This window comes from Pseudomonas sp. LBUM1652 (assembly GCF_059716105.1).
Map to the genome: position 1 here is coordinate 1215427 of NZ_CP166804.1, position 22806 is coordinate 1238232.

A 22806-nucleotide genomic window follows, 5' to 3' on the forward strand; every position below is an offset into this window, starting at 1 on the left:
GGTTATTCTTTTTTGAAGTATGTATGTGAATTTTCACCCTCTTTCAGGGATGCCTTCGTGCCGGTAGTTTTCGTTACCTCGGTATTAAAATGAGGTCCTTCATTTCCTTTTACATGTCCCAGTGAATGTTCTCTAATCGTGACAATTTGACCGTTGTTCAGGCGGAATTCATACACGCGACTCATAACGCGGCCGGGCTGGTCAGTAAGTACTTCTTTATATGACCTTGATGGCTGCTGCGATAGTGGAACTCCTCCGACCTTTTTAGCCTGCCTGAATGCTGTCCTTCTCGTCAGAGTGGTGTCATGGCCTATTGGCGGCTCAACCTCACCTGTTTCTACTTTTGAGTCGCTTGTGTCATCTGCCTTTTTTCTGATTCCGTTTTTCGATTTTCCGGGACACTTAGTGCTCAACCCCAACGGATCCACCCACCCCGTAGGGTTAGGCACGTACTGGTAGTTGTTCAATCCACCCGCAAGCTTAATCGGATCAGGCGTCAAAAACCGTCCAGTGCCCGGATTGTAGTAGCGGTGCCGGTTGTAATGTAACCCCGTCTCGGCATCGAAATACTGGCCCTGGAAGCGCAGCGGATTATCGATTTCGCTGACGTCCAACGCCGCAAGGTTTCCGTAGGCCCGATATTTCGCCGACCACATGATCTCGCCGCTGTAATCAGTGAGTTCCTGCGGCGTGCCGAGGTGGTCGAGTTGGTAGTAAAACGGCGTGGCCTTGCGCGGGCCTTCGCCATCGAGCATCGCAAGCGGGCGGAAGCTGCCGGGCTCGTAGATGTAGCTGCGATAGCGATTGTCGGCGCTTTCCGCGATCAATCGTTCGCCTTGCCACAGAAACTCGGTGGTGTGGCCGTCAACGGTTTTCTCGATTCGGCGGCCGAAGGCGTCGTACTTGTAGCTGGCGGTACTGCCGCCGGGCAGGCTGACGCCGATGAGGCGGTGCTGGCAGTCGTAGCGGTATTCGGTGACGAGTTTTTGGCCGGCGCCGCGACGTTCACGGATCAGGTTGCCAAAAGCGTCATAGTCGTAATGGCGGTCACCCTGCATCAGCAGGCGGTTGCCTTTGACGTTGGCGAGGTTGGCTGTGCCTTCGTTGTTCTGGCCGAGTAGGTTGCCCGCTGGGTCGTGGGCGAAGCTTTCTGGTGTGGCGCCGCGAACGCTGATCAGCCGATCCAATGGATCGTAGTGATAGCTGCGGTTGCCTTTACGACTGTCGTCAATGCCGGCCAGGTTACCGTTGGCATCGTAGTTGTAGCGGCGATGGAACAGGTTTTTGTCCCGCTGGCCTACGCTGTGCGCTTGCAGTCGGCCCTGTTCGTCGTACTGATATTGGCTGAGCAGCAGGCCTTGCTGGCGTTGCTGTTCGCGACCGGCGCTGAACTGGTGAGAGGTCAGGCGTGAACCGTTAAGGTCGATGCTACTCAGACGTCCGCCTGACACGTGACGGTAATCGAGCGTACTGCCATCCGGTAGGCGGCAGTGGCTCAATTGGCCGACGCTATCGTATTCATAACGCGTCGTACCCCAGCCTTGGTGCTCGGTGATCAACCGGTCCTGCACGTCATATTCGTAAGCAAGCGGCCAGTGACCGTCGTCGACGTTGACCAGGCGACCTAGGGCGTCGTAGCTGTAGTGGATTTCCTCGCCGTCGGGCAGGGTCTTCACCAGCAGGCGACCAGAGGCATCGCGCTGGTACTCGCTGATCAGTTCGCTGCCGTCGTCGCCGAACTCGGTTTTCTTCAGCAGTTGACCGTTGAGGTCGTACTCGTAGGCGGTGCGGCGACCGTCGAAACCGGTTTCCTGCTGGATCAGTCCGTTCGAGTAGTAGTCGAGCTGATAGCGCTCGCCGCGCTCGTTCTCAATCTCGGTGAGGTTGAGTTGTGAGTTCTCGTAGCGGTAGCGCAGTTGGCTGCCGTCCGGATTGATGCGGCGGCTGACCAGGTGAAGGTTGTCGGCGTACTCATAGCGAGTGATGCGTCCGAGTTCGTCGCGTTCGGCGGTGACCCGGCCATACGGGTTATAGGTGAAAGCACGGGTGGCGCCGCCGGGCAGGGTGACTTGGGTCAGACGATCAGCAGCGTCCCATTGGTAATGAGTGATGGCGCCGCATTCGTCCTGCCGGGTGATTTGCCGGCCGAGTGCATCGTAGCGGTACTTGCGCTGACCACCGTCCGGCAGGCGTTCTTCGAGCAATTGACCAAGGTTGTTCCAACCCAGTTGATGGCGGCTGCCGTCGGGGTGACGAATTTCCAGCAGTCGGCCCTGACGGTCATAGCTGTAGTAGGTTTCGTTGCCGTCCGGGTCGGTTTGTTGGGTGATGTCACCCTGACGGTTGCGCTCATACTTCCAGCGCGCCTTGCCCCGCTGTACATCGATGAGTTGGCCGTTGAAATAGTTATAACGGGTCGGAACACCTTCCGGCGGTATGACCGCGATTAAGCGTCCGGCCTCGCTGTATTGGTATTCGGTGATGGCGCCCATCGGGTCTTTTACGGCGATCAGACGACCTTGATCGTCATAGGCGTTCTGCGTTTCACCGCCATCAGGTGCGGTCTCGCTGACCAGACGGGCGTTTTCGTCATGCACATAGACCAGTTCACTGCCGTCGGCGTTGTAAACGGTCACCGAACCTTTGTCGTCCCACTCGTAACGAGCTTCCATTTGCGAATAGTTAGCCCAGTGACGGACGCACCGGGAAAGCTTGCCTTCGCGCTCCCATTCCCAGAAAAAACTTGCTCCACCGGCCATTTGTCGTTCGAGGATGACGTGTTGGTCGTTATAGCGGTAATGCTCGGTTTCACCTGCTGCGTTTGTGGAAGAAACGAGCTGATTGCATGCATTGTATTTGTAAGTGACGAGCGTCTGAATGGTCAGCCACGGATCCTGGCGTTCACCACGTTCGTTGTACTCCGGGCGTTGTTGCTGTTGATCGACGGCCATAATGTGACGGTCGTCGTAACGCAGTAGCAGAGCTCGACCTGCGCCATTGTCGATACGCTGAATACGGCCAACAAAGTCATAACTGATGTGCAACCGATTTTCATAGGCGTCGCTGATCGTTGTCAGGCGCCCGGCGCGGAAGTGGTAGAAGCGTGTTTTTGGCCCGGCTTGGGTCAAGATAAGTTCGCCGGGTGCACTCCCCAGATAAATCGCTGCCTGCGCCAGACTATTGGTGATAGCCGGACGCTGTTCGGTTGGCATCGGGAAGCGGGTCTGGCGGTTCTCATTGTCTGTCCACAGAACGCCCTCATCGTCGAGCTGTAAACGATGGGACAGCGAATGACTCCAGCCGTGTCCGAGTCGGCTGTCGATTTCAACCGCGCTGCTGCGATACAGACGTGTCCACTGGAAAGGCAGCAAACCGCCCAGTTCACCATCTGTCAGTGTCAGCAATTCTTCACCGGTCACCATCGACACGGGGTCGCCACCAGAACATGTATCGTCAACACACTGAGCGGGTTCGTCGGCGGGGTTCTTCGATTGTTCAGGCGCGTTGTCGACCTTTTCTACTTGCTCGGCACGTGAGGCTGGTTCATTTTTTCTGCGAGCCTGAATCTGCGCATCGGACTCCACTTTTCCGCCGCTGACAGGGTGTTTCTGCTCTGGAGCCTTTGCCGTTTCTGCAGGTTTAGGGTTGGCAATCTGAACGTCAGCTTTTCGCGCCGGGTTAAATGTCGCATCGCCATTAAGCAACAACGGCTTGGACGCCTCGGTGTGCGTAGTAGCCTTTGATTTGCTGACCTTCATCAGCATCCCGGTGAAGTCTTCAATCAGTTTTATGACTTTGCCGCTGCTCTGCACACCTTTGACGGCTTTCGTGCCCACACGCACAGCCAGGCCCAGACCGCCGGTGAGGACGACACCGACAAGAATGTTCAGCAGGAATTCTGTGCTCATCTGCGCCAACACTTCCGTGCAGGTCTGAGGGGGCAGCATCTGCACCCATGCCACAATTGCAGCGACGTAGATCCACATCAGTGGCTCATCGCTGGCAATCAACAGGGCGGTGTGAATGGCCTCGGCGGAGGCGTCATAGATCTTTTTGATCTGTTCTTCGGTGAAGAACTTTTTCAGTTTTTCGTAGTTCTCGCGGGGGTGAGCAACCAGGTCGTAGAGGCTCTTGATATCGCCCCACAGACCCATGATCGCTTTCAGAAAACCTTCCCAAGCGGCTTCCAGTTCTTGCAACGCGCGACCGCCGAACGATGCATCAGTGTGGGCCTGCCACAACGGAAGGAAGCTGGTGCTCCACTCGGTTTGCAACCAGCCACCGAGTTCACCGATTACGCCTTGGTAGGAGTTGAACAGGCTATCGATCTGGGCAGGAGTTGGATTAGGGAAAAACGTAATTTTGTACTGCTGATTGGGTGTGAGCCCGGAGACTTCCAGGATTCCGGTCGAATCGATGGTTTTGTTGATTGCAGGGCCGACCTCGTTCTTGCCAACGAAGCGGCCATCAACCACAGGCGTCAAACGCACCGGCGTATTGCCAATCGGCACAAAGCGAGCGGATTCGAAACTGTGTACCAGCACAAGTTTGCCGTTCGCCGGGCAGTTGGCATAAAGAGTATTTTCCTTTTTGCTGTCCTTGTCCGCCGTACCGACTTCGTCACCGACCTTGAACTGCTGCTCAGCATCCAGAATGCCGCCATACCAGGCTTCGGCATGCTCGCGGTAGTCCTTAAGGCACTTTTTGAAGTCATTGATGATTGCCTGAGCATCAGGTTGCTTTGCTGTGAGGTTGCCAACAATCCCACCCATCAAAACGCTCATACAACCACCTCATTTTCCAGATGGGCTTTCAGCAGCCCGGTAAAATTTTCTTCCGTGAGCGGCGTGCGTTTTACAAATCGCGCCACTTTTTGTTTCAAGTTCAACTCGGGGAACGAGAAGTACAGGTCGGCATGTTCATCCAGCAACCACTGCATCATGTTGCCGATGACGGTCGACGGATTTTCTTTGGTCAGTCCATCCAGCAACGGCTTCGGCACCTCCCACCACGGCCAATCCTTCACCTTCGGCACCGCCCTCGGTCCAACCTCCAGCGCCTGACCATTAATCAAATACCGCTCAAAAATCGGCATCACTTCCCCAGCCTTTTCCCCCAGCCCATGCAGGATCGGGTAGATATGCCGCCCATCCCAGAAGCGGAAAAATACCTCGGTGCCACCGGGCATCTTCACCTGCGTCAGGCTGCGCAAATGCTCGAACACGTCGTTCTGCTCCGAGCGCGACACCGCCAGCCAGCCCCAGTCGAGTGCGTCGGTTTCGGTGATCCACGGCAGGAATGCGGAGTTGGACTTGAGTTCGGTGACGTAGGGCATCACCGGTTGCCAGGTGGAGTAGGGCGTGCCGCCCCAGATTGGCAGGAGCTGGGCGGTGGGTTCGGTCAGGTACAGGTTTTTCAGGGCGTCGCTGTCGCTCGCCGCGCTGATAACCAGATACAAACGCTCGCCAGTCTGCAACGGCTGTTGTGCCAGCCAATCCTTGGGCGTAATTCGATCAGATGGCACAGGCACCTGCCTTGCATTTTTCGCATTCTTCGCAGAATGGTGCGTTGCGTTTGAGGGTGTTGATCTGGGCCGGGGTCAGGATCTGTCCGGCCTTGTCGGCGTCGGCCTGTTTCAGGATGCCGGGCATCAGCGGGGCGGCGCCCGTGCCGCTACCCGGGCTGCCGCCGGAGTTCATGTTGATCACCGGCCCGCTCATGGTGACACCGCCGGCATCGATCTTGATGAAGCTGCCGCCACCGACCAGCGTCAGTTCGGCGCCGGCTTCCATCACCACTTTCATGCCGCTGCTCAGGTGGATTTCCTGGCCGGCATCGATGAACTGACCGGTGCCGATCTTGATGTGCTGATTGACGCCCACGGTGAGGTGATCATTCGCACGCGCTTCGACTTTGCGGTCGGCGTACACGGTGTGGTGCTCTTCGGCCTTGAATTCGCTGTAGCTGTTTTTCTCGACAGTGTCGTGACGTTCGTTGCCGACGCGGATTTTCTGGTCGTGCTCGACGTTCTCGTCCCAGTCGCGCTGGGCGTGCAGATAAATCTGTTCCTGACCTTTTTTGTCTTCGATGCGCAGTTCGTTGTAACCGCCGCCACCCATTGAACTCAGGGTCTTGAAGGTGCTGCGGGTCTTGTTCGCGGGCAGGGCGTACGGGACGGTGTTTTCCTTGTGGTACAGGCAGCCGCTGATCAGCGGTTGGTCGGGATCGCCTTCAAGGAAGGTGACGAGCACTTCCATGCCGATGCGCGGGATGGCGATGCCGCCGTATTGGGCGCCGGCCCAGGCGCTGGATACACGCAGCCAGCAGCTGGTTTTGTCGTCGGCCTGGCCTTCGCGGTCCCAGTGGAATTGCACTTTGACGCGGCCGTACTGGTCGCAGTGGATCTCTTCGCCTTTCGGGCCTGTGACCACGGCGCTCTGGCTGCCGAGGATGCGCGGTTTTGGATGGCGCAGCGGTGGGCGGTTCGGCACGTCCCACGGGGTGGCCTGAAAGCGGTTGCGGTAGCCCTGGTGGAAATCGTCTTTGAGCGCGGTGGTGTCGCTGGTCACCGACTCTTCCAGCACTTGCGGCTGCTTGCCTTCGTGGAGGACTTCGGTCAGCAGCCAGAGGTCGTTCCATTTGGCTTTCGGGTGCGCGGTCAGCGCGAGGAAGTGGCCGCTGACCAGCAACGGCTGATCGCTCTTGCCTTCAGCCAGTTGGAAGTCGCTGCGGTGGCGTTCGAGGGCGCGTTTGGCCAGGTGCTTGCCGCGTTCGCGGTCGATGAAACGACCCGGATAATCGTAGTCTTCAAGATCGGGCAGGGCGTCGCCACGGTTTTCGCTTTCGAGGGTGATGCGTGGTTTTTCGAAGTCGTAGTCGCGGCGGGTGGTGCGGCTGGTGCGGGTTTCCAGGCGCAGGTCGAAGCGCTTGATCACCGGGTCGTTGGCGACCATGCCGGAGTCTTGCTGATAGGCCACAGGCTTGAGTTTCGGGAACACCGTCTGGTCATCGCCGAATACCAGTTTGTGTGCCGTCGCCGTGTGCTGGAAGTGGTAGTGAATGCCTTCTTCTTCGCACAGGCGCTGGATGAAATGCAGGTCCGACTCGTCGTATTGCACGCAGTAAATGCGCTCGGGGTAGATCGAACCGGTCTGGAAGTCGTAAGCGTTGCTCTGGATGCCGTGTTCTTCGAGGACCATGCCGATGATTTTCGGCACGGTGAGGTTCTGGAAGATGCGCTGGTTGACGCGGTGCGCCAGGTACGACAGTTGCGGGCGCAGGGTCACCGAATAACGGGTCAGGCGTTTGCCTGAGTCACCTTGCGCGGCGCGGTAGATCTGGCCGTGGATGCCGCTGCCGTCGGGCGACAGTTGCAGGAAGGCCGGTTTGTGCAGCAGGGTTTCGAGGTCCAGCGACGGCTGCTCACTGACCAGCTCCACCTCAAAGACAAAAGGCTGGCTGATGGCTTCCCGACCTTGCAGGGTAAACACCTGAAAATCAGCGGAAAGCCCTTCGATGGTCAGGGCAAAGTGGGTTTCATTGGCCGGCGCGAACATCCCTTGTTCCTCGTGCTGTACAGCGGCGCTCGTCGACGCCCGCAAAAGCGGGTCAACGTACGCGAAATTCTGGAGGGGCGTAAACAACATCGACCAGCAGAGCTGGCCGATGCTTGTAACGATCAGCCGTAATTAAACGACTGGAGCACGCCAGTCATCGGAACCCGAAGTACCGGATACTTCGTGGGTCCAGGTGATTTTGCGGTAGGTGAACTGCACTTCTTCCAGGTGGGTGAAGTGCGAGTTGCCTGGATCCTGGCAGTTGTGCATTTTGTTGTTGATGGCGACGATGATCGCGTCTTCCAGTTTGGTGGTGTAGTAGTGCTCTTGAGTACCTTGAGCCGAAGTACGGAACCACTGGATAACGATTTCGCTCATGCGCTCGCCGGAGGTCAGAGCGGCTTGCAGCAGTGGCGAAGCCTTGTCGTAGACCTTGGTGATCACAACTGGCTTGTGAACGCGCTGACCGGTTGGCTGACCGGATTGTGGGTCACGCGGGATGATCACGTCGTGGCTGAAAGCCTGAACCATAACCTGGTCTTCGTGGCCTTCCTGGTAGGTGTTGCCAACGGAGTCGGCGGTGAAGGCGCCGGCAGTGATCAGGCCTTGTTTTTCGCCGGTAACCGACATGTACGCTGGTGTTGCCATGGGATGCTCTCCTTGCGGATAAATTTAGGGTGCCCGGGAGGCGAAATCGCCCGGTGGGTGCCTGACTGGTATCAAGGAGCGTGCCAGGTTTTGCGAAGTCCCCGGCATGTGGGGGTTAAGCGGATGTTGGAGGCTAAACGCAGGATGTTTGGCCGTGGTTTGGGGGCAAAAGTGCGCAAGAAGTTGCGCAGTACTGCGCAACTTCTTGCGCACTTGGCTGCAGGCCATGAATGGCGTGAGCTGTAGCGATTTTAAGGGCGAAATATTACGAGCATGTGCGCAACTTCTTGCGCATCATGGCGCATTGCCTTGACTGGGCAAAAGCCACCGGTTTGGCAAATGACCGATCCAGCGCCCCTTTCTGCCAATCCGTCACTGGTCAGCCGCACCCCGGCTGCGGGAAAGTCCCCAGCCAGAGCCTGCGTTACCGAGCTCAGACAGGCCAATGGGTTAAAAAGCGTCTTATAAATGAAACAGCGCCCTCGGCTATACTCCCCGCATTTCGAATCAGGCACGAGGAATCACTGTGAAGAACTGGACGTTGCGCCAACGCATTTTGGCGAGCTTTGCGGTGATTATCGCCATCATGTTGCTGATGGTGGTCGTCTCGTATTCACGGCTGTTGAAGATCGAAGCCAGCGAAAACAGCGTGCGTGACGACGCGATTCCCGGCGTTTATTACAGCTCGATGATCCGTGGTGCATGGGTCGACAGTTACTTGCAGACCCAGGAACTGCTCGGGCTGAAGGAAGGGCAGGGCATCAGCAGCGAAGATGCGGCGGACTACAAGGCGTTCGAAAACCGCCTGCAAGAGCAGATGGCCAACTACCGCAAGACCATGGCCACCGATGAGGACCGTACTGAATTCGCGGCCTTCGAGAAGTACCACGATGTCTATATGCAGATTCAGGATCAGGTGCTGAGCCTGCACGGGCGCAATCTGGAAGCCGATGCGGTCAAGTTGTTCAACGAGAAACTGACTCCGGCCTGGTACAGCGGTCGGATGAAACTCAACGACATCATCGGTGAGAACAAGAAAGTCGCCGATCAGGCCATGGCCAACATCGATGATGCGGTGGCTGCGGCGAAGGTCAGTATGTTCATCTCGTTGCTGGTGGCCGTTCTGGCGGCTGGTGCCTGCGGTCTGCTGTTGATGCGCGCGATCATGGCGCCGATGAACCGCATCGTGGAAATCCTCGAAATCATGCGCACCGGCGACTTGAGCAGCCGTTTGAACCTCGACCGCAAGGACGAGTTCGGCGCCGTGGAAACCGGCTTCAACGACATGATGACCGAGCTGACCGCGCTGGTGTCCCAGGCACAGCGCTCGTCGGTGCAAGTGACAACCTCGGTGACCGAGATCGCCGCGACTTCCAAGCAACAGCAAGCCACCGCGACTGAAACCGCCGCCACCACCACCGAGATTGGCGCGACCTCCCGAGAGATTGCCGCCACCTCGCGGGATCTGGTGCGCACCATGACCGAAGTGTCCACCGCTGCCGATCAGGCTTCGGTGCTCGCCGGTTCCGGCCAGCAAGGCCTGGCGCGCATGGAAGACACCATGCACTCGGTGATGGGCGCCGCCGATCTGGTCAACGCCAAACTGGCGATCCTCAACGAGAAGGCCGGCAACATCAATCAGGTCGTGGTGACCATTGTTAAAGTGGCCGACCAGACCAACCTGCTGTCGCTCAACGCGGCGATCGAGGCCGAGAAGGCCGGTGAATACGGTCGCGGTTTTGCCGTGGTCGCCACCGAAGTGCGGCGTCTGGCGGATCAGACGGCCGTCGCGACCTATGACATCGAACAAATGGTTCGCGAGATCCAGTCGGCCGTGTCGGCGGGCGTGATGGGCATGGATAAGTTCTCCGAAGAAGTGCGTCGCGGCATGTCCGAAGTGCAGCAGGTCGGCGAGCAGCTGTCGCAGATTATCCATCAAGTGCAGGCGCTGGCGCCGCGGGTGTTGATGGTCAACGAAGGCATGCAGGCCCAGGCCACCGGCGCCGAGCAGATCAACCACGCGCTGGTGCAGTTGGGCGACGCCAGCAGCCAGACTGTCGAGTCGTTGCGTCAGGCCAGTTTCGCCATTGACGAACTGAGCCAGGTGGCCGTCGGGCTGCGCAGCGGCGTTTCGCGATTTAAAGTCTGATGAGCGAAATCATCGCCAAACGCAGCGTCGCGCAGGTGGCGAAGAAGGCGTTGTTCCTGCTGTTTCGCATCGGCAGCGAGCGCTACGCGTTGCGCGCCACCGAAGTGGCCGAGGTGCTGCCGCGTCTGCCGTTGAAACCGATTGCCCGTGCGCCGCATTGGGTTGCCGGAGTGTTTGCCTATCGTGGCGCGGTGGTGCCGGTGATTGATCTCAGCGCGCTGACGTTTGGCCAACCTGCCGAGGCACGCACCAGCACGCGTCTGGTGCTGGTTCACTATCGCCCGGACGAAGCACAACCGGCGCAATGGCTCGGGCTGATTCTTGAGCAGGCCACCGACACTTTGCGCTGCGATCCAGAAGATTTTCAGCCCTATGGCCTCGACAACCGTGAAGCACCGTACCTCGGCCCGGTGCGTGAAGATGCGCAAGGGCTGGTGCAATGGGTGCTTGTCAGTGACTTGCTCGATGATTCCGTGCGCGGGTTGCTGTTCCCGAATCCGCCACGGGATTCGGCGCAGCTTGAGGCGCAGTCATGAGCGGCGATCAGCGCTTTTTCGACTTCCTCAAGGAGCGTATCGGCCTCGATGTCACGTCGGTGGGGCCTGCGATCATCGAACGGGCGGTGCGTCAGCGCACCACACTTTCGCAGTCCGCCAATGCCGCCGAATACTGGCAACTGCTGCAAGGCTCGCGAGATGAGCAACAGGCACTGATCGAAGCGGTGATCGTCCCCGAGACCTGGTTTTTCCGTTACCCGGAATCTTTCGCCACGCTGGGCAAACTGGCGCGCAAGCGCCTCGGCGAGCTGAACAACATGCGCGCCTTGCGCATCCTCAGCCTGCCGTGTTCCACCGGCGAAGAGCCGTATTCAATTGCCATGGCGTTGCTTGATGCAGGTCTCAAACCGCATCAGTTCAAGGTCGACGGCATGGACGTCAGCCCGATCTCGGTGGAAAAGGCGCGACGCGCGCTGTACGGAAAAAACTCGTTTCGCGGCCAGGATCTGGACTTCCGCGAGCGGCATTTCACGCCTGAACAGGACGGCCATCGGGTCAACGAAAACGTTCGCGAGCAAGTGCGTTTGCAGGTTGGCAACGTGCTTGATCCCGCGTTGTTGGCCAACGAGCCAGCCTTTGATTTTGTGTTTTGCCGCAACCTGCTTATCTATTTCGATCAGCCGACTCAGAAGCAAGTCTTCGAAGTGCTCAAGCGCCTGACCCATGTTGACGGCGTGCTGTTTATCGGCCCGGCCGAGGGCAGTCTGCTCGGGCGGCTGGGCATGCGTTCGATCGGCATCCCGCAGTCGTTTGCGTTCAGTCGCCACAGCGAGCCTGTGCCTGAGCCGCTGCCAATTCTCAAACCCGTTCCGTTGCCCGTCAGCCAACCGCTGCGCAGTGCGCCGCCACCGCCGGTGCGTAATCGGCCGTTTGCCCCGGTGACACCGCTGCCGACCACCAGCAAAAGCGCAAATCCGGATGCGGCGACGCTGCTGGCCAACATCGCCGCGTTGGCCAACGAAGGCAAAAGTGCCGAGGCCCGCGCCGCGTGCGAACAGTATTTGCGCAGCCACGAGCCGGTGGCGCAGGTGTTTTACTGGCTTGGCCTGCTCAGCGATGTCGCCGGCCTGACGCTGGAAGCCCAGGGTTTCTACCGCAAGGCGTTGTACCTCGAACCGCAACATCCCGAAGCGTTGATGCACCTGGCCGCCTTGCTGCAAGCCCAAGGTGACAGCGCCGGTGCCCGACGATTGCAGGAGCGTGCCGCGCGCAGCGGGCGCACCGCCGACAGTGAGCGTAAACGATGATCCCGTCCGACACCTTGAACGTCACCCACGAAGACGCCCGGGCCATCGATGATTGCTGGAACCGCATCGGCATTCACGGCGACAAGTCGTGCCCATTGCTGGAAGAACACATCCATTGCCGCAACTGCTCGGTGTATTCCGCCGCCGCCACACGCCTGCTTGATCGTTATGCCTTGCAACAGGACGAGCGCGACCCGGTGGCGATCGCAGTCGAAACCGAGCTGAAAACCCGTTCGCTGCTGATGTTCCGCCTCGGCGAAGAATGGCTGGGACTGGCGACACGCAGTCTGGTTGAAGTCGCGCCGATGCAGGCGATTCATTCGTTGCCGCACCAGCGCTCGCGGGCCTTGCTTGGTGTGGCGAATGTGCGCGGCGCGCTGGTGGCGTGCCTGTCGCTGGTTGAGCTGCTTGATCTGGATGGCAACGCGGCCCCGGCCAACGGCGGGCGGATCATGCCACGCATGCTGATCATCGCCGCCAATGGCGGGCCGGTGGTGGTGCCGGTCGATGAAGTCGACGGCATCCATGCGATTGACGAGCGAATTCTCGATGCCGCCTCGCAATCCGGTGCACAAGCCAGCGCCAAATACACCCGTGGCGTCCTGCAATATCGGGGTCGCAGCCTGCGTTGGCTGGATGAAGAGCAGTTGCTGTCCGCCGTGACCCGGAGCCTCACATGACCCCCGAGCAAATGCGCGACGCTTCGTTGCTGGAGCTGTTCAGCCTCGAGGCCGAAGCCCAGACCCAGGTGCTCAGCACAGGGCTGTTGGCGCTTGAGCGCAACCCGACCCAGGCCGATCACCTCGAATCGTGCATGCGCGCGGCGCACTCGCTCAAAGGCGCGGCGCGGATCGTTGGTATCGACAGCGGCGTCAGCGTCGCCCATGTGATGGAAGATTGTCTGGTCAGTGCGCAGGAGGGGCGGTTGTTGCTGCGCCCGGAACACATCGACGCGTTGTTGCAGGGCACCGACCTGCTGATGCGTATCGCCACGCCAGCGAATGCGCCACAACCGGCAGACATTGAGGCTTATGTCGCGTTGATGGGGCAACTGCTCGATCCGTCGGCACCGACAGCGCCGGTCGCCGCGCCAGTCATGGCCGAGTTGCAACTCGAAGCGCCGTCAGTGTCCGCGTCTTCTTTGGAAGTTGCGGTCGAGTCACCCGAGCCGGCTCCACGCAATAACAAACGCACCACCGAAGGCGGCGAGCGCGTGCTGCGCGTCACTGCCGAACGCCTGAACAGCCTGCTCGATCTGTCGAGCAAATCGCTGGTGGAAACCCAGCGCCTCAAGCCGCATCTGGCGACCATGCAACGCCTCAAACGCATGCAGAACAACGGTCTGCGCGCCCTGGAAAACCTCAACGTCCACCTCAAGGAACATGCGTTGAGCCTTGAGGCGCAGGAAGCGCTGGAGGATGCGCGGCGCTTGCTCGCCGAATCCCAGCAACTGCTGATGGAAAAGAACGCCGAACTCGACGAATTCGCCTGGCAGGCCAGCCAGCGCGCGCAAGTGCTCTACGACACTGCGCTGGCCTGTCGCATGCGGCCTTTTGCTGATGTGCTTAGCGGACAGGTGCGCATGGTCCGTGATCTGGGCCGCAGCCTCGGTAAGCAGGTTCGGCTGGAGATTGAAGGCGAGAAGACCCAAGTCGATCGCGACGTGCTGGAAAAACTCGAAGCGCCGCTCACCCATTTGCTGCGCAATGCGGTTGATCACGGTATCGAAACCCCGGAGCAGCGTGTGCTCAAGGGCAAGCCCGAGGAAGGCTTGATCCGCCTGCGCGCTTCGCATCAGGCGGGGTTGCTGGTGCTGGAGTTGAGCGATGACGGCAATGGCGTCGATCTGGAAAAGGTTCGCCGCAGCATCGTCGAGCGTCAGTTATCCCCCGCCGAAACAGCGGCGCAGTTGAGCGAAGAGGAACTGCTGACTTTTCTTTTCCTGCCCGGGTTCAGCCTGCGCGACAAGGTCACCGAAGTGTCCGGACGTGGCGTCGGCCTCGATGCAGTGCAGCACATGGTGCGCCAATTGCGTGGTGCGGTGGTGCTGGAGCAGACGGCGGGCGAGGGCAGTCGGTTTCATCTGGAAGTGCCGCTGACGCTGTCGGTGGTGCGCAGTCTGGTAGTAGAAGTCGGCGAAGAGGCTTACGCCTTTCCGCTCGCGCATATAGAACGCATGTGCGATCTGGCTCCCGAAGACATCGTGCAGGTCGAAGGTCGCCAGCATTTCTGGCACGAAGGCCGACACGTCGGGCTGGTCGCGGCCAGTCAATTACTCAACCGTCCGGCCAGCCAGAGCAGCGGGGAAACCCTGAAAGTCGTGGTGATTCGCGAGCGTGATGCGATTTACGGTGTGGCGGTCGAACGCTTCATTGGCGAACGCACGCTGGTGGTGTTGCCGCTGGACGAGCGTCTGGGCAAAGTGCAGGACATCTCCGCCGGCGCCCTGCTCGATGACGGCTCGGTGGTGCTGATCGTCGACGTCGAGGACATGCTGCGGTCGGTGGACAAACTGCTCAATACCGGGCGCCTGGAACGCATCGCCCGCCATGGCAATCAAGCGGCAGAAGTGGCGCGCAAACGGGTTCTGGTGGTCGATGACTCGCTGACCGTACGCGAACTGCAACGCAAACTGCTGCTCAATCGCGGCTACGACGTGGCCGTCGCGGTAGATGGCATGGACGGCTGGAACGCGCTGCGTTCGGAGGATTTCGATTTGCTGATCACCGACATCGACATGCCGCGCATGGATGGCATCGAACTGGTCACGCTGTTGCGTCGCGACAACCGTCTGCAATCGCTGCCGGTGATGGTCGTGTCGTACAAGGATCGCGAAGAAGACCGGCGCCGTGGACTTGACGCCGGCGCCGACTATTATTTAGCCAAAGCCAGTTTTCATGACGACGCCCTGCTCGATGCAGTGGTCGAGCTGATCGGAGGAGCGCGGGCATGAAGATTGCGATCGTCAACGACATGCCCATGGCGGTGGAGGCCCTGCGCCGCGCGCTGGCCTTCGAGCCGGCGCATCAGGTGGTCTGGGTCGCTTACAACGGCGCCGAGGCGGTGCGTCTGTGCGCCGAAAATACTCCGGACCTGATTCTGATGGACCTGATCATGCCGGTGATGGACGGCGTCGAGGCTACGCGTCGCATCATGGCGGAAAGTCCATGCGCGATCGTGATCGTCACGGTCGATCGTCAGCAGAACGTGCACCGGGTCTTCGAAGCCATGGGCCACGGCGCGCTGGATGTGGTCGACACACCCGCACTCGGCGCCGGCAATGCTCAGGAAGCGGCAGCGCCACTGCTGCGCAAGATCCTCAACATTGGCTGGCTGATCGGCGAGAAGCCCACGCGTTCGCGTCCGGCCCCGGCCCCCCAGCGCAGTTCGGCATCGTGCCAGCGGCTGGTGGCGATCGGTTCGTCCGCGGGCGGGCCGGCGGCGCTGGAAGTGCTGCTCAAAGGTTTGCCGCGCAGTTTTTCTGCGGCCATCGTGCTGGTGCAACACGTTGACCAAGTGTTTGCCGCCGGCATGGCCGAATGGCTGGCCAGCGCCAGCGGCCTGGACGTGCGTCTGGCCCGCGAAGGCGAGCCGCCGCAGGCCGGGGCGGTGCTCCTGGCCGGCACCAATCACCATATTCGATTATTGAAAAACGGCACGCTGGCCTACACCGCCGAACCGGTCAACGAGATCTACCGACCGTCGATCGACGTGTTTTTCGAGAGTGTCGCCAGCTACTGGAACGGCGATGCGGTCGGGGTTTTATTGACCGGGATGGGACGCGACGGAGCGCAAGGGCTTAAGCTCATGCGCCAACAGGGTTACTTGACCATCGCGCAGGACCAGCAAAGCAGTGCGGTGTTCGGCATGCCCAAGGCAGCAGCGGCGATCGATGCCGCCGTAGAAATCCGTCCACTGGAAAAGATAGCGCCACGATTGCTGGAGATTTTCCCCAAATGAACCGATTTATCCGCAATCCTGGCCCCCGCAGTACTCAGGTGACCGCCCATGAATGACTTACAGATCGACGACATTAAAACCGACGAAAACGCCGCCATGGTGTTGTTGGTGGACGATCAGGCGATGATCGGCGAAGCCGTGCGCCGTGGGCTGTCGAACGAAGAGAACATCGACTTCCATTTCTGCTCCGACCCGCATCAGGCCATCGCGCAAGCGGTGCGGATCAAGCCGACAGTGATCCTTCAGGATCTGGTGATGCCCGGCCTCGATGGCCTTAGTCTGGTGCGTGAATACCGCAATCACCCGGCGACCAAGGACATCCCGATCATCGTCCTGTCGACCAAGGAGGACCCGCTGATCAAAAGCGCGGCGTTCTCCGCTGGCGCCAACGACTATCTGGTGAAACTGCCGGACACCATCGAACTGGTGGCGCGCATCCGCTATCACTCGCGCTCCTACATGACCTTGTTGCAGCGTGACGCCGCATATCGCGCGTTGCGGGTCAGTCAGCAGCAGTTGCTCGACACCAACCTGGTGCTGCAACGGCTGATGAACTCCGACGGCCTGACCGGGCTGTCCAATCGCCGCCATTTTGACGAATACCTCGAACTGGAATGGCGCCGTTCGCTGCGTGATCAGAGCCAGCTGTCGTTGCTGATGATCGACGTCGATTATTTCAAGTCGTACAACGACACCTTCGGCCACGTCGAAGGCGATGAAGCGCTGCGCAAGGTCGCCACGGCGATCCGCGACGCCAGTGCGCGGCCGTCGGACTTGCCGGCGCGTTACGGCGGTGAGGAATTTGCCCTGGTGCTGCCGAACACCTCGCCGGGCGGTGCGCGGCTGGTGGCGGAGAAACTGCGCCAGACCGTGGCGGCGCTGAAGATTCCGCACAATACGCCGGGTGAAGGCGCGAGCCTGACGATCAGCATCGGCTTGGCGACGATGGTGCCCGAGTCGGGTAGCGATTGCCGGCTGCTGATTTCGGCGGCGGATCGCGGGTTGTATCTGGCGAAGAACAACGGGCGTAATCAGGTGGGGATCGAATAACTCCCGGGCACCGCATATCCCTGTGGGAGCGAGCCAATGTCAATCGATTCGGCTTAACAGCCGCCAGACGGGCTGCCGTGACAGCGTGATTACGTTATACTCGCCGGCTTTCAAAAGTTCGCCAACGAGTGCTGCCCGTCATGGAAATCAACCCGATCCTGAACACCATCAAGGACCTGTCCGAGCGCTCCGAAACTATTCGGGGGTATCTTTGACTACGATCAAAAGCATGAGCGTCTGACCGAGGTCAATCGCGAGCTTGAAGATCCGAGTGTCTGGAACAAACCTGAATACGCCCAGGAACTGGGCCGCGAGCGCGCTGCGCTGGCGCAGATCGTCGATACCCTCGACGAACTGAACGGCGGTCTGGCCGATTGCCGTGACCTGCTGGACATGGCCGTCGAAGAAAACGACGAAGGCGCAGTGGGCGATGTTGTCGCCGAGCTGGCCCGTCTCGAGGAAAACCTCGCCAAGCTTGAATTCCGTCGCATGTTCAGCCACGAGATGGACCCGAACAACGCGTACCTGGACATCCAGGCCGGTTCCGGTGGCACCGAAGCCCAGGACTGGGCCAACATCCTGCTGCGCATGTACCTGCGCTGGGCTGACAAGCGCGGTTTCGACGCGACCATCATGGAACTGTCCGCCGGTGAAGTCGCCGGGATCAAGGGCGCAACCGTGCACATCAAGGGCGAATACGCCTTTGGCTGGCTGCGGACCGAGATCGGCGTGCACCGTCTGGTGCGCAAGAGCCCGTTCGACTCCGGCAATCGTCGCCACACCTCGTTCTCCGCCGTTTTCGTCTCCCCAGAGATCGACGACAAGGTGGAAATCGAAATCAACCCGGCAGACCTGCGGATTGACACCTATCGTTCCTCCGGTGCCGGTGGTCAGCACGTAAACACCACTGACTCGGCCGTACGTATTACTCACGTACCGACCAACACCGTGGTCAGCTGCCAGAACGAACGTTCCCAGCACGCCAACAAAGACACCGCCATGAAAATGCTGCGGGCCAAGTTGTACGAGCAGGAAATGCAGAAACGCAACGCCGCGTCCCAGGCGCTGGAAGACACCAAGTCCGATATCGGCTGGGGTCACCAGATCCGTTCCTACGTGCTTGATGCCTCGCGCATCAAGGATTTGCGGACCAACATCGAACGCAGCGACTGCGACAAGGTGCTCGATGGCGACATCGATGAATACCTGGAAGCCAGCCTGAAATCGGGGCTGTAAAGCCGTCAGCCCGACCTTAAGTCCCCCGTCAGTGGCGGGGGCAACGAACCTGTGATGGAAAATTTAAAGACATGAGCGACCAACAACTCGATCCGCAAGCCCTGCAACAGGAAGAAAACTCCCTGATCGCCCTGCGCAAGGAAAAGCTTGCTGCCGAGCGCGCCAAGGGCAACGCCTTCCCGAACGACTTCCGCCGTGAAAACTACTGCGAAGAACTGCAGAAGAAATACGCGGACAAGACCAAGGAAGAGCTGGCAGAGGCTGCAATCCCGGTCAAGGTTGCCGGTCGCATCATGCTCAACCGTGGCTCGTTCATGGTGATTCAGGACATGACCGGTCGCATTCAGGTCTACGTCAACCGTAAAACCCTGTCCGAAGAAACTCTGGGCGCGGTGAAAACCTGGGACATGGGCGACATTATTGCCGCCGTTGGCACCCTGGCCCGTTCCGGCAAGGGCGACCTGTACGTTGAAATGACCGACGTGCGCCTGTTGACCAAGTCGCTGCGTCCACTGCCGGACAAGCACCACGGCCTGACCGACACCGAACAGCGCTACCGTCAGCGTTACGTTGACCTGATCGTCAACGAAGAAGTGCGCCAGACTTTCCGCGTGCGTTCGCAAGTGATCGCACACATCCGCAGCTTCCTGATGAAGCGCGACTTCCTCGAAGTCGAAACGCCGATGCTGCAGACCATTCCTGGCGGCGCCGCGGCCAAGCCGTTTGAAACCCACCACAACGCGCTGGACATGGAAATGTTCCTGCGTATCGCGCCAGAGCTGTACCTCAAGCGTCTGGTGGTTGGCGGCTTCGAAAAAGTGTTCGAGATCAACCGTAACTTCCGTAACGAAGGCGTTTCGACTCGTCACAACCCTGAATTTACCATGTTGGAGTTCTACCAGGCCTACGCCGACTACGAAGACAACATGGACCTGACCGAAGAACTGTTCCGTGAACTGGCGCAGCTGGTTCTGGGCAGCACCGACGTGCCTTATGGCGACAAGGTGTTCCACTTCGGCGAGCCGTTCGTGCGTCTGTCGGTGTTCGACTCGATCCTCAAGTACAACCCTGAGCTGACGGCCGATGACCTGAACGACATCGACAAGGCGCGCGCCATCGCCAAGAAGGCTGGCGCCAAGGTGCTGGGCTTCGAGGGTCTGGGCAAGCTGCAGGTGATGATTTTCGAAGAACTGGTCGAGCACAAGCTGGAACAGCCGCACTTCATTACCCAGTACCCGTTTGAAGTGTCGCCATTGGCCCGTCGTAACGATGACAACCCGAACGTCACCGACCGTTTCGAGCTGTTCATCGGTGGCCGCGAAATCGCCAACGCCTACTCCGAGTTGAACGACGCGGAAGACCAGGCCGAGCGCTTCATGGCGCAGGTGGCCGACAAGGACGCCGGCGACGACGAAGCCATGCACTACGACGCCGACTTCGTTCGCGCGCTGGAGTACGGCATGCCGCCAACGGCCGGTGAAGGGATCGGCATCGACCGCCTGGTGATGTTGCTGACCAACTCGCCGTCGATCCGCGATGTGATCCTGTTCCCGCACATGCGACCGCAAGCGTAATCGTTTCAGTTAAAAAGCCGCCTAAAACAGGCGGCTTTTTATTGCCCGTCTGGTACAAATGTATCAATTGGTTAATTTTGAAATAGCAGAGGAAGTCCTGTCGTGATGGTTGCAATCGCTCAAGAAGGTGCAGCGGGTATCGCCACTGCGGTCGCTGAAAGTGTTCAGTACCAGGGCCGCAAGGCCAGCCGACAGGGAAGCGAACAGCGTCGCCAGGACATTCTCGACGCCGCGATGCGTATTGTCGTGCGTGACGGCGTACGCGCTGTACGTCACCGTGCAGTAGCTGCGGAGGCCGGTGTGCCGCTGTCGGCCACCACGTATTACTTCAAGGACATCGATGACCTGCTCACCGATACCTTCGCCCAACATGTCGAACGCAGCGCCGCGTACATGGCCAAGCTGTGGATCAACAATGAAGGCCTGTTGCGCGAGATGGTGGTCAGTGGCGACGGCAGCCCGGAATCGCGCTCGCAACTGGCCGACGATATAGCCCGGCTGATGGCCGACTACGTGCATCGGCAACTGGTCAACCGTCGCGAGCACTTGATGGCAGAGCAGGCCTTCCGTCAGGAAGCGCTGCTCAACCCGCGACTGGCGATTCTGGTGCGCTCCCATCAGCAGATTTTGCTGCAGGGCACCTGCCAGTTGTTTCAGGTCCTGGGCTCGCGTGAACCGCAGCAGGATGCCAAGGTGTTGACGGCGATTATCGGACGGATGGAATATCAGGGCCTGCTCAACGACGCCGAACCTTTGGCCGAAGAGGAGATGCTCGGCATTCTGACGCGGTATATGCATTTGGTATTGGCGTCGGTGTGATCCGCCGCGTTGATCGTTCCTCACGCTCTGCGTGGGAATGATCGATGCAGTCTTCATGGGATTGGTTCATAGGGAGTATTGAATGAAAGCCTGGCGTGGCGTGCTGATCGCCCTGTCGTTCCTGCTGCTCAGTGGCTGTCTGGTGACTTTCAAGGAGCCGCTGCCTGCCAGTGACCCTGCGCCCAAAGGCCTGCTCGGCAAATGGTCGGGCATCAATGCCTGGGGCGAGCCGATGAGCCTTGAGCTGACTCGCGTCGGCAACGACCGCTATCAGGCTGTCACCTACTTCAAGGCCAAACCCCGCGAGCGTGAGGCTTACCCGTTTACCGTCTCGCACCATGGCAGTCGCTGGTATCTGTCGGCGAAAGTGCCGGGGCGGTTCGGCGGCCACTACACCATTGCCGGGTTCGAACTCACCGACAAACGCGAACTGGTGGTGTACAACCTCGATCTCGAACAGATCAATCAAGCGATCCAGCATAAAGCCCTCGACGGTCAGGCCTTCCAGACCGACGATGGCGACGGCGTGCAGGTCGACAGCAACCTCGACAAGGTCTTTGCTTACCTCGACGATCCGGCCAATTCCGATGTCTTCGTCGAAGCGGTGCGCTATCAGCGCCAGAACAGCGCCAAATAATTCAGTACGTCAGATTTTCTACAGGAGTTTCGGGTGGACGATTACCAGCAGTCGATACGCATATTGTCCGATCGCATTGTGCTGGCGCAGACACCGATCCGCGTGCTTGATGCGGTCAAGTGGGACGAGAACGTGCGCAAGGGCTTCCTCAAGGCCAAGGGCAAGGAAATGCCGGCGGTAGACCGCGACTACTACCTCAACCGGCCGCTGTCATTCGATTCGAGCAAGGTCAAACTGGAGTTTCAGAACATCGAGCGCGACATCACTCGTCAGCTCGGCCAGTTCAACCCGGTCGGTCAGATCATGCGGCGCATGTGCAAGGAATACCGCATGGTGGTGCGCATGCTTGAAGCGCGCGGCACCGAGGATTTCGGCCTGATTTCCCAAGAGCTTTACGGCGCCGCGTCCGATGCATTTCACGCCGGTGACCCGACCCTGGCTGATCTCGGCCTGATGATGTCCGACTACCTGAACAACATCGATGGCCGTGGTGACCTGAAGGACGAACCGAAAATCCTCACCGCCAAGGACGCCGTGCACCTGCTGCAAACGCGGCTGAACAAGGTGTTTGGCGAGGCCGAGGAAACCATCCGCGTATTCGAGTCCGACGGCATCGTCGCCGACGCGGCGGCGGGCGCCGATTACATCAAGATCCGCACCGATGCGATGTTCAACGACCGCGACGTGCGTGCGCTGGAGGTTCACGAAGGGCTGGTCCACGTCGGCACCACGCTCAACGGTTTGAACCAGCCGATCTGCACCTTCCTGTCCAAGGGCCCGCCCTCGTCGACGGTGACCCAGGAAGGCCTGGCGATCCTCATGGAAATCATCACGTTTGCCTCCTATCCGAGTCGTCTGCGCAAATTGACCAACCGCACCCGTGCCATTCACATGGTCGAGGAGGGTGCGGACTTCTTGCAGGTGTTCGAGTTCTTCCGCGAGCAGGGCTTCGAAATGGCGGAAAGCTACGGCAACGCCAGTCGGGTTTTCCGAGGTTCGACGCCGACCGGTCTGCCATTCACCAAAGACTTGTCCTACCTCAAGGGCTTTATCATGGTTTACAACTACATTCAGTTGGCCGTGCGTAAGGGCAAGCTTGAGCAGATTCCGCTGTTGTTCTGCGGCAAGACCACGCTGGAGGACATGAGAACGCTGCGCCAGTTGGTGGATGAAGGATTGGTGGTGCCGCCCAAATATCTGCCAGACCAGTTCCGCGACTTGAACGCGTTGTCGGCGTGGATGTGCTTCTCCAACTTCCTCAACCATTTGAGCCTGGATCGGATCGAAGCGGATTATTCCAACATCCTCTAGGCGAGCGAACATCTCCTACAGGTTTGATCTGTGTTCCAATCCGAATCTTTTGCGAGGTTTCA

Annotated in this window: 16 protein-coding genes; 12 read left to right on the plus strand and 4 right to left on the minus strand. The window is 59.4% G+C overall.

All coding sequences use genetic code 11. The features are described from left to right. Nucleotides 1-2: 2 nt before the first annotated feature. The 4 genes from ACA069_RS05395 to ACA069_RS05410 all read right to left on the minus strand — a co-directional run bounded on the left by ACA069_RS05395 (nucleotide 3) and on the right by ACA069_RS05410 (nucleotide 8204). Nucleotides 3-4784, minus strand: a complete 4782-nt coding sequence (locus ACA069_RS05395) for an RHS repeat-associated core domain-containing protein (RefSeq protein ID WP_497616630.1) — start codon at nucleotides 4782-4784, stop codon at nucleotides 3-5. Next, a complete protein-coding gene (locus ACA069_RS05400) occupies nucleotides 4781-5524 on the minus strand; it encodes a DUF4123 domain-containing protein (RefSeq protein WP_497616631.1) in 744 nt (247 codons plus the stop codon). The genes ACA069_RS05395 and ACA069_RS05400 overlap by 4 nt, the downstream gene beginning before the upstream one ends. Next, a complete protein-coding gene (locus tag ACA069_RS05405; protein ID WP_497616633.1) occupies nucleotides 5514-7556 on the minus strand; it encodes a type VI secretion system Vgr family protein in 2043 nt (680 codons plus the stop codon). The genes ACA069_RS05400 and ACA069_RS05405 overlap by 11 nt, the downstream gene beginning before the upstream one ends. A 132-nt stretch (nucleotides 7557-7688) precedes the next feature. After that, nucleotides 7689-8204 (minus strand): Hcp family type VI secretion system effector, encoded by a 516-nt coding sequence (locus ACA069_RS05410; RefSeq protein ID WP_007919523.1) that lies wholly within the window; start codon nucleotides 8202-8204, stop codon nucleotides 7689-7691. Nucleotides 8205-8730: 526 nt separating this feature from the next. Between ACA069_RS05410 and ACA069_RS05415 the strand changes: the two genes are divergently transcribed. The 12 genes from ACA069_RS05415 (at nucleotide 8731) to ACA069_RS05470 (ending at nucleotide 22744) form a co-directional block, all read left to right on the plus strand. Further along, nucleotides 8731-10353, plus strand: a complete 1623-nt coding sequence (locus ACA069_RS05415) for a methyl-accepting chemotaxis protein (protein WP_497616634.1) — start codon at nucleotides 8731-8733, stop codon at nucleotides 10351-10353. Beyond that, nucleotides 10353-10889, plus strand: coding sequence for a chemotaxis protein CheW (locus tag ACA069_RS05420; RefSeq protein ID WP_401272103.1), 537 nt, complete (start codon nucleotides 10353-10355; stop codon nucleotides 10887-10889). Before ACA069_RS05415 ends, ACA069_RS05420 begins: the two co-directional genes overlap by 1 nt. Beyond that, nucleotides 10886-12157 carry a CheR family methyltransferase gene (locus tag ACA069_RS05425; protein ID WP_497616635.1) on the plus strand — a complete coding sequence of 424 codons (1272 nt, stop codon included), beginning with the start codon at nucleotides 10886-10888 and terminating at the stop codon, nucleotides 12155-12157. The genes ACA069_RS05420 and ACA069_RS05425 overlap by 4 nt, the downstream gene beginning before the upstream one ends. Then, nucleotides 12154-12837 (plus strand): chemotaxis protein CheW, encoded by a 684-nt coding sequence (locus ACA069_RS05430; protein ID WP_305441605.1) that lies wholly within the window; start codon nucleotides 12154-12156, stop codon nucleotides 12835-12837. Before ACA069_RS05425 ends, ACA069_RS05430 begins: the two co-directional genes overlap by 4 nt. Then, the gene (locus ACA069_RS05435) at nucleotides 12834-15110 is read left to right on the plus strand and encodes a hybrid sensor histidine kinase/response regulator (RefSeq protein ID WP_497616636.1); all 2277 of its coding nucleotides are present in this window, start codon (nucleotides 12834-12836) and stop codon (nucleotides 15108-15110) included. The genes ACA069_RS05430 and ACA069_RS05435 overlap by 4 nt, the downstream gene beginning before the upstream one ends. Beyond that, nucleotides 15107-16117, plus strand: a complete 1011-nt coding sequence (locus ACA069_RS05440; RefSeq protein ID WP_497616638.1) for a chemotaxis response regulator protein-glutamate methylesterase — start codon at nucleotides 15107-15109, stop codon at nucleotides 16115-16117. Before ACA069_RS05435 ends, ACA069_RS05440 begins: the two co-directional genes overlap by 4 nt. Before the next feature lie 48 nt (nucleotides 16118-16165). Further along, complete coding sequence (locus ACA069_RS05445) at nucleotides 16166-17167, plus strand: diguanylate cyclase domain-containing protein (protein WP_401272108.1); 1002 nt, start codon at nucleotides 16166-16168, stop codon at nucleotides 17165-17167. Nucleotides 17168-17307: 140 nt separating this feature from the next. Continuing rightward, a protein-coding gene (gene prfB, locus ACA069_RS05450) for a peptide chain release factor 2 (protein ID WP_099758102.1) occupies nucleotides 17308-18403 on the plus strand; the annotation gives its coding sequence in 2 pieces (ribosomal slippage) (nucleotides 17308-17379 and nucleotides 17381-18403; 1095 coding nt in all). Between the two features lie 71 nt (nucleotides 18404-18474). After that, the gene (gene lysS, locus ACA069_RS05455; protein ID WP_489880849.1) at nucleotides 18475-19977 is read left to right on the plus strand and encodes a lysine--tRNA ligase; all 1503 of its coding nucleotides are present in this window, start codon (nucleotides 18475-18477) and stop codon (nucleotides 19975-19977) included. A 105-nt stretch (nucleotides 19978-20082) separates the two neighbouring features. Next, the gene (locus tag ACA069_RS05460) at nucleotides 20083-20796 is read left to right on the plus strand and encodes a TetR/AcrR family transcriptional regulator (protein ID WP_187680886.1); all 714 of its coding nucleotides are present in this window, start codon (nucleotides 20083-20085) and stop codon (nucleotides 20794-20796) included. An 82-nt stretch (nucleotides 20797-20878) separates the two neighbouring features. Next, complete coding sequence (locus ACA069_RS05465) at nucleotides 20879-21433, plus strand: hypothetical protein (protein ID WP_489880850.1); 555 nt, start codon at nucleotides 20879-20881, stop codon at nucleotides 21431-21433. Between the two features lie 33 nt (nucleotides 21434-21466). Then, complete coding sequence (locus ACA069_RS05470) at nucleotides 21467-22744, plus strand: flavohemoglobin expression-modulating QEGLA motif protein (protein ID WP_187680881.1); 1278 nt, start codon at nucleotides 21467-21469, stop codon at nucleotides 22742-22744. Nucleotides 22745-22806 lie beyond the last annotated feature (62 nt).

Bases quoted from the DNA above. Each gene is read 5' to 3' on its own strand.
- ACA069_RS05395 (WP_497616630.1), bottom strand. From the start codon at position 4,784: ATGAGCGTTTTGATGGGTGGGATTGTTGGCAACCTCACAGCAAAGCAA.
- ACA069_RS05405 (WP_497616633.1), bottom strand. From the start codon at position 7,556: ATGTTCGCGCCGGCCAATGAAACCCACTTTGCCCTGACCATCGAAGGG.
- ACA069_RS05410 (WP_007919523.1), bottom strand. From the start codon at position 8,204: ATGGCAACACCAGCGTACATGTCGGTTACCGGCGAAAAACAAGGCCTG.
- ACA069_RS05420 (WP_401272103.1), top strand. From the start codon at position 10,353: ATGAGCGAAATCATCGCCAAACGCAGCGTCGCGCAGGTGGCGAAGAAG.
- ACA069_RS05425 (WP_497616635.1), top strand. From the start codon at position 10,886: ATGAGCGGCGATCAGCGCTTTTTCGACTTCCTCAAGGAGCGTATCGGC.
- ACA069_RS05430 (WP_305441605.1), top strand. From the start codon at position 12,154: ATGATCCCGTCCGACACCTTGAACGTCACCCACGAAGACGCCCGGGCC.
- ACA069_RS05435 (WP_497616636.1), top strand. From the start codon at position 12,834: ATGACCCCCGAGCAAATGCGCGACGCTTCGTTGCTGGAGCTGTTCAGC.
- ACA069_RS05440 (WP_497616638.1), top strand. From the start codon at position 15,107: ATGAAGATTGCGATCGTCAACGACATGCCCATGGCGGTGGAGGCCCTG.
- ACA069_RS05445 (WP_401272108.1), top strand. From the start codon at position 16,166: ATGAATGACTTACAGATCGACGACATTAAAACCGACGAAAACGCCGCC.
- lysS (WP_489880849.1), top strand. From the start codon at position 18,475: ATGAGCGACCAACAACTCGATCCGCAAGCCCTGCAACAGGAAGAAAAC.
- ACA069_RS05460 (WP_187680886.1), top strand. From the start codon at position 20,083: ATGGTTGCAATCGCTCAAGAAGGTGCAGCGGGTATCGCCACTGCGGTC.
- ACA069_RS05465 (WP_489880850.1), top strand. From the start codon at position 20,879: ATGAAAGCCTGGCGTGGCGTGCTGATCGCCCTGTCGTTCCTGCTGCTC.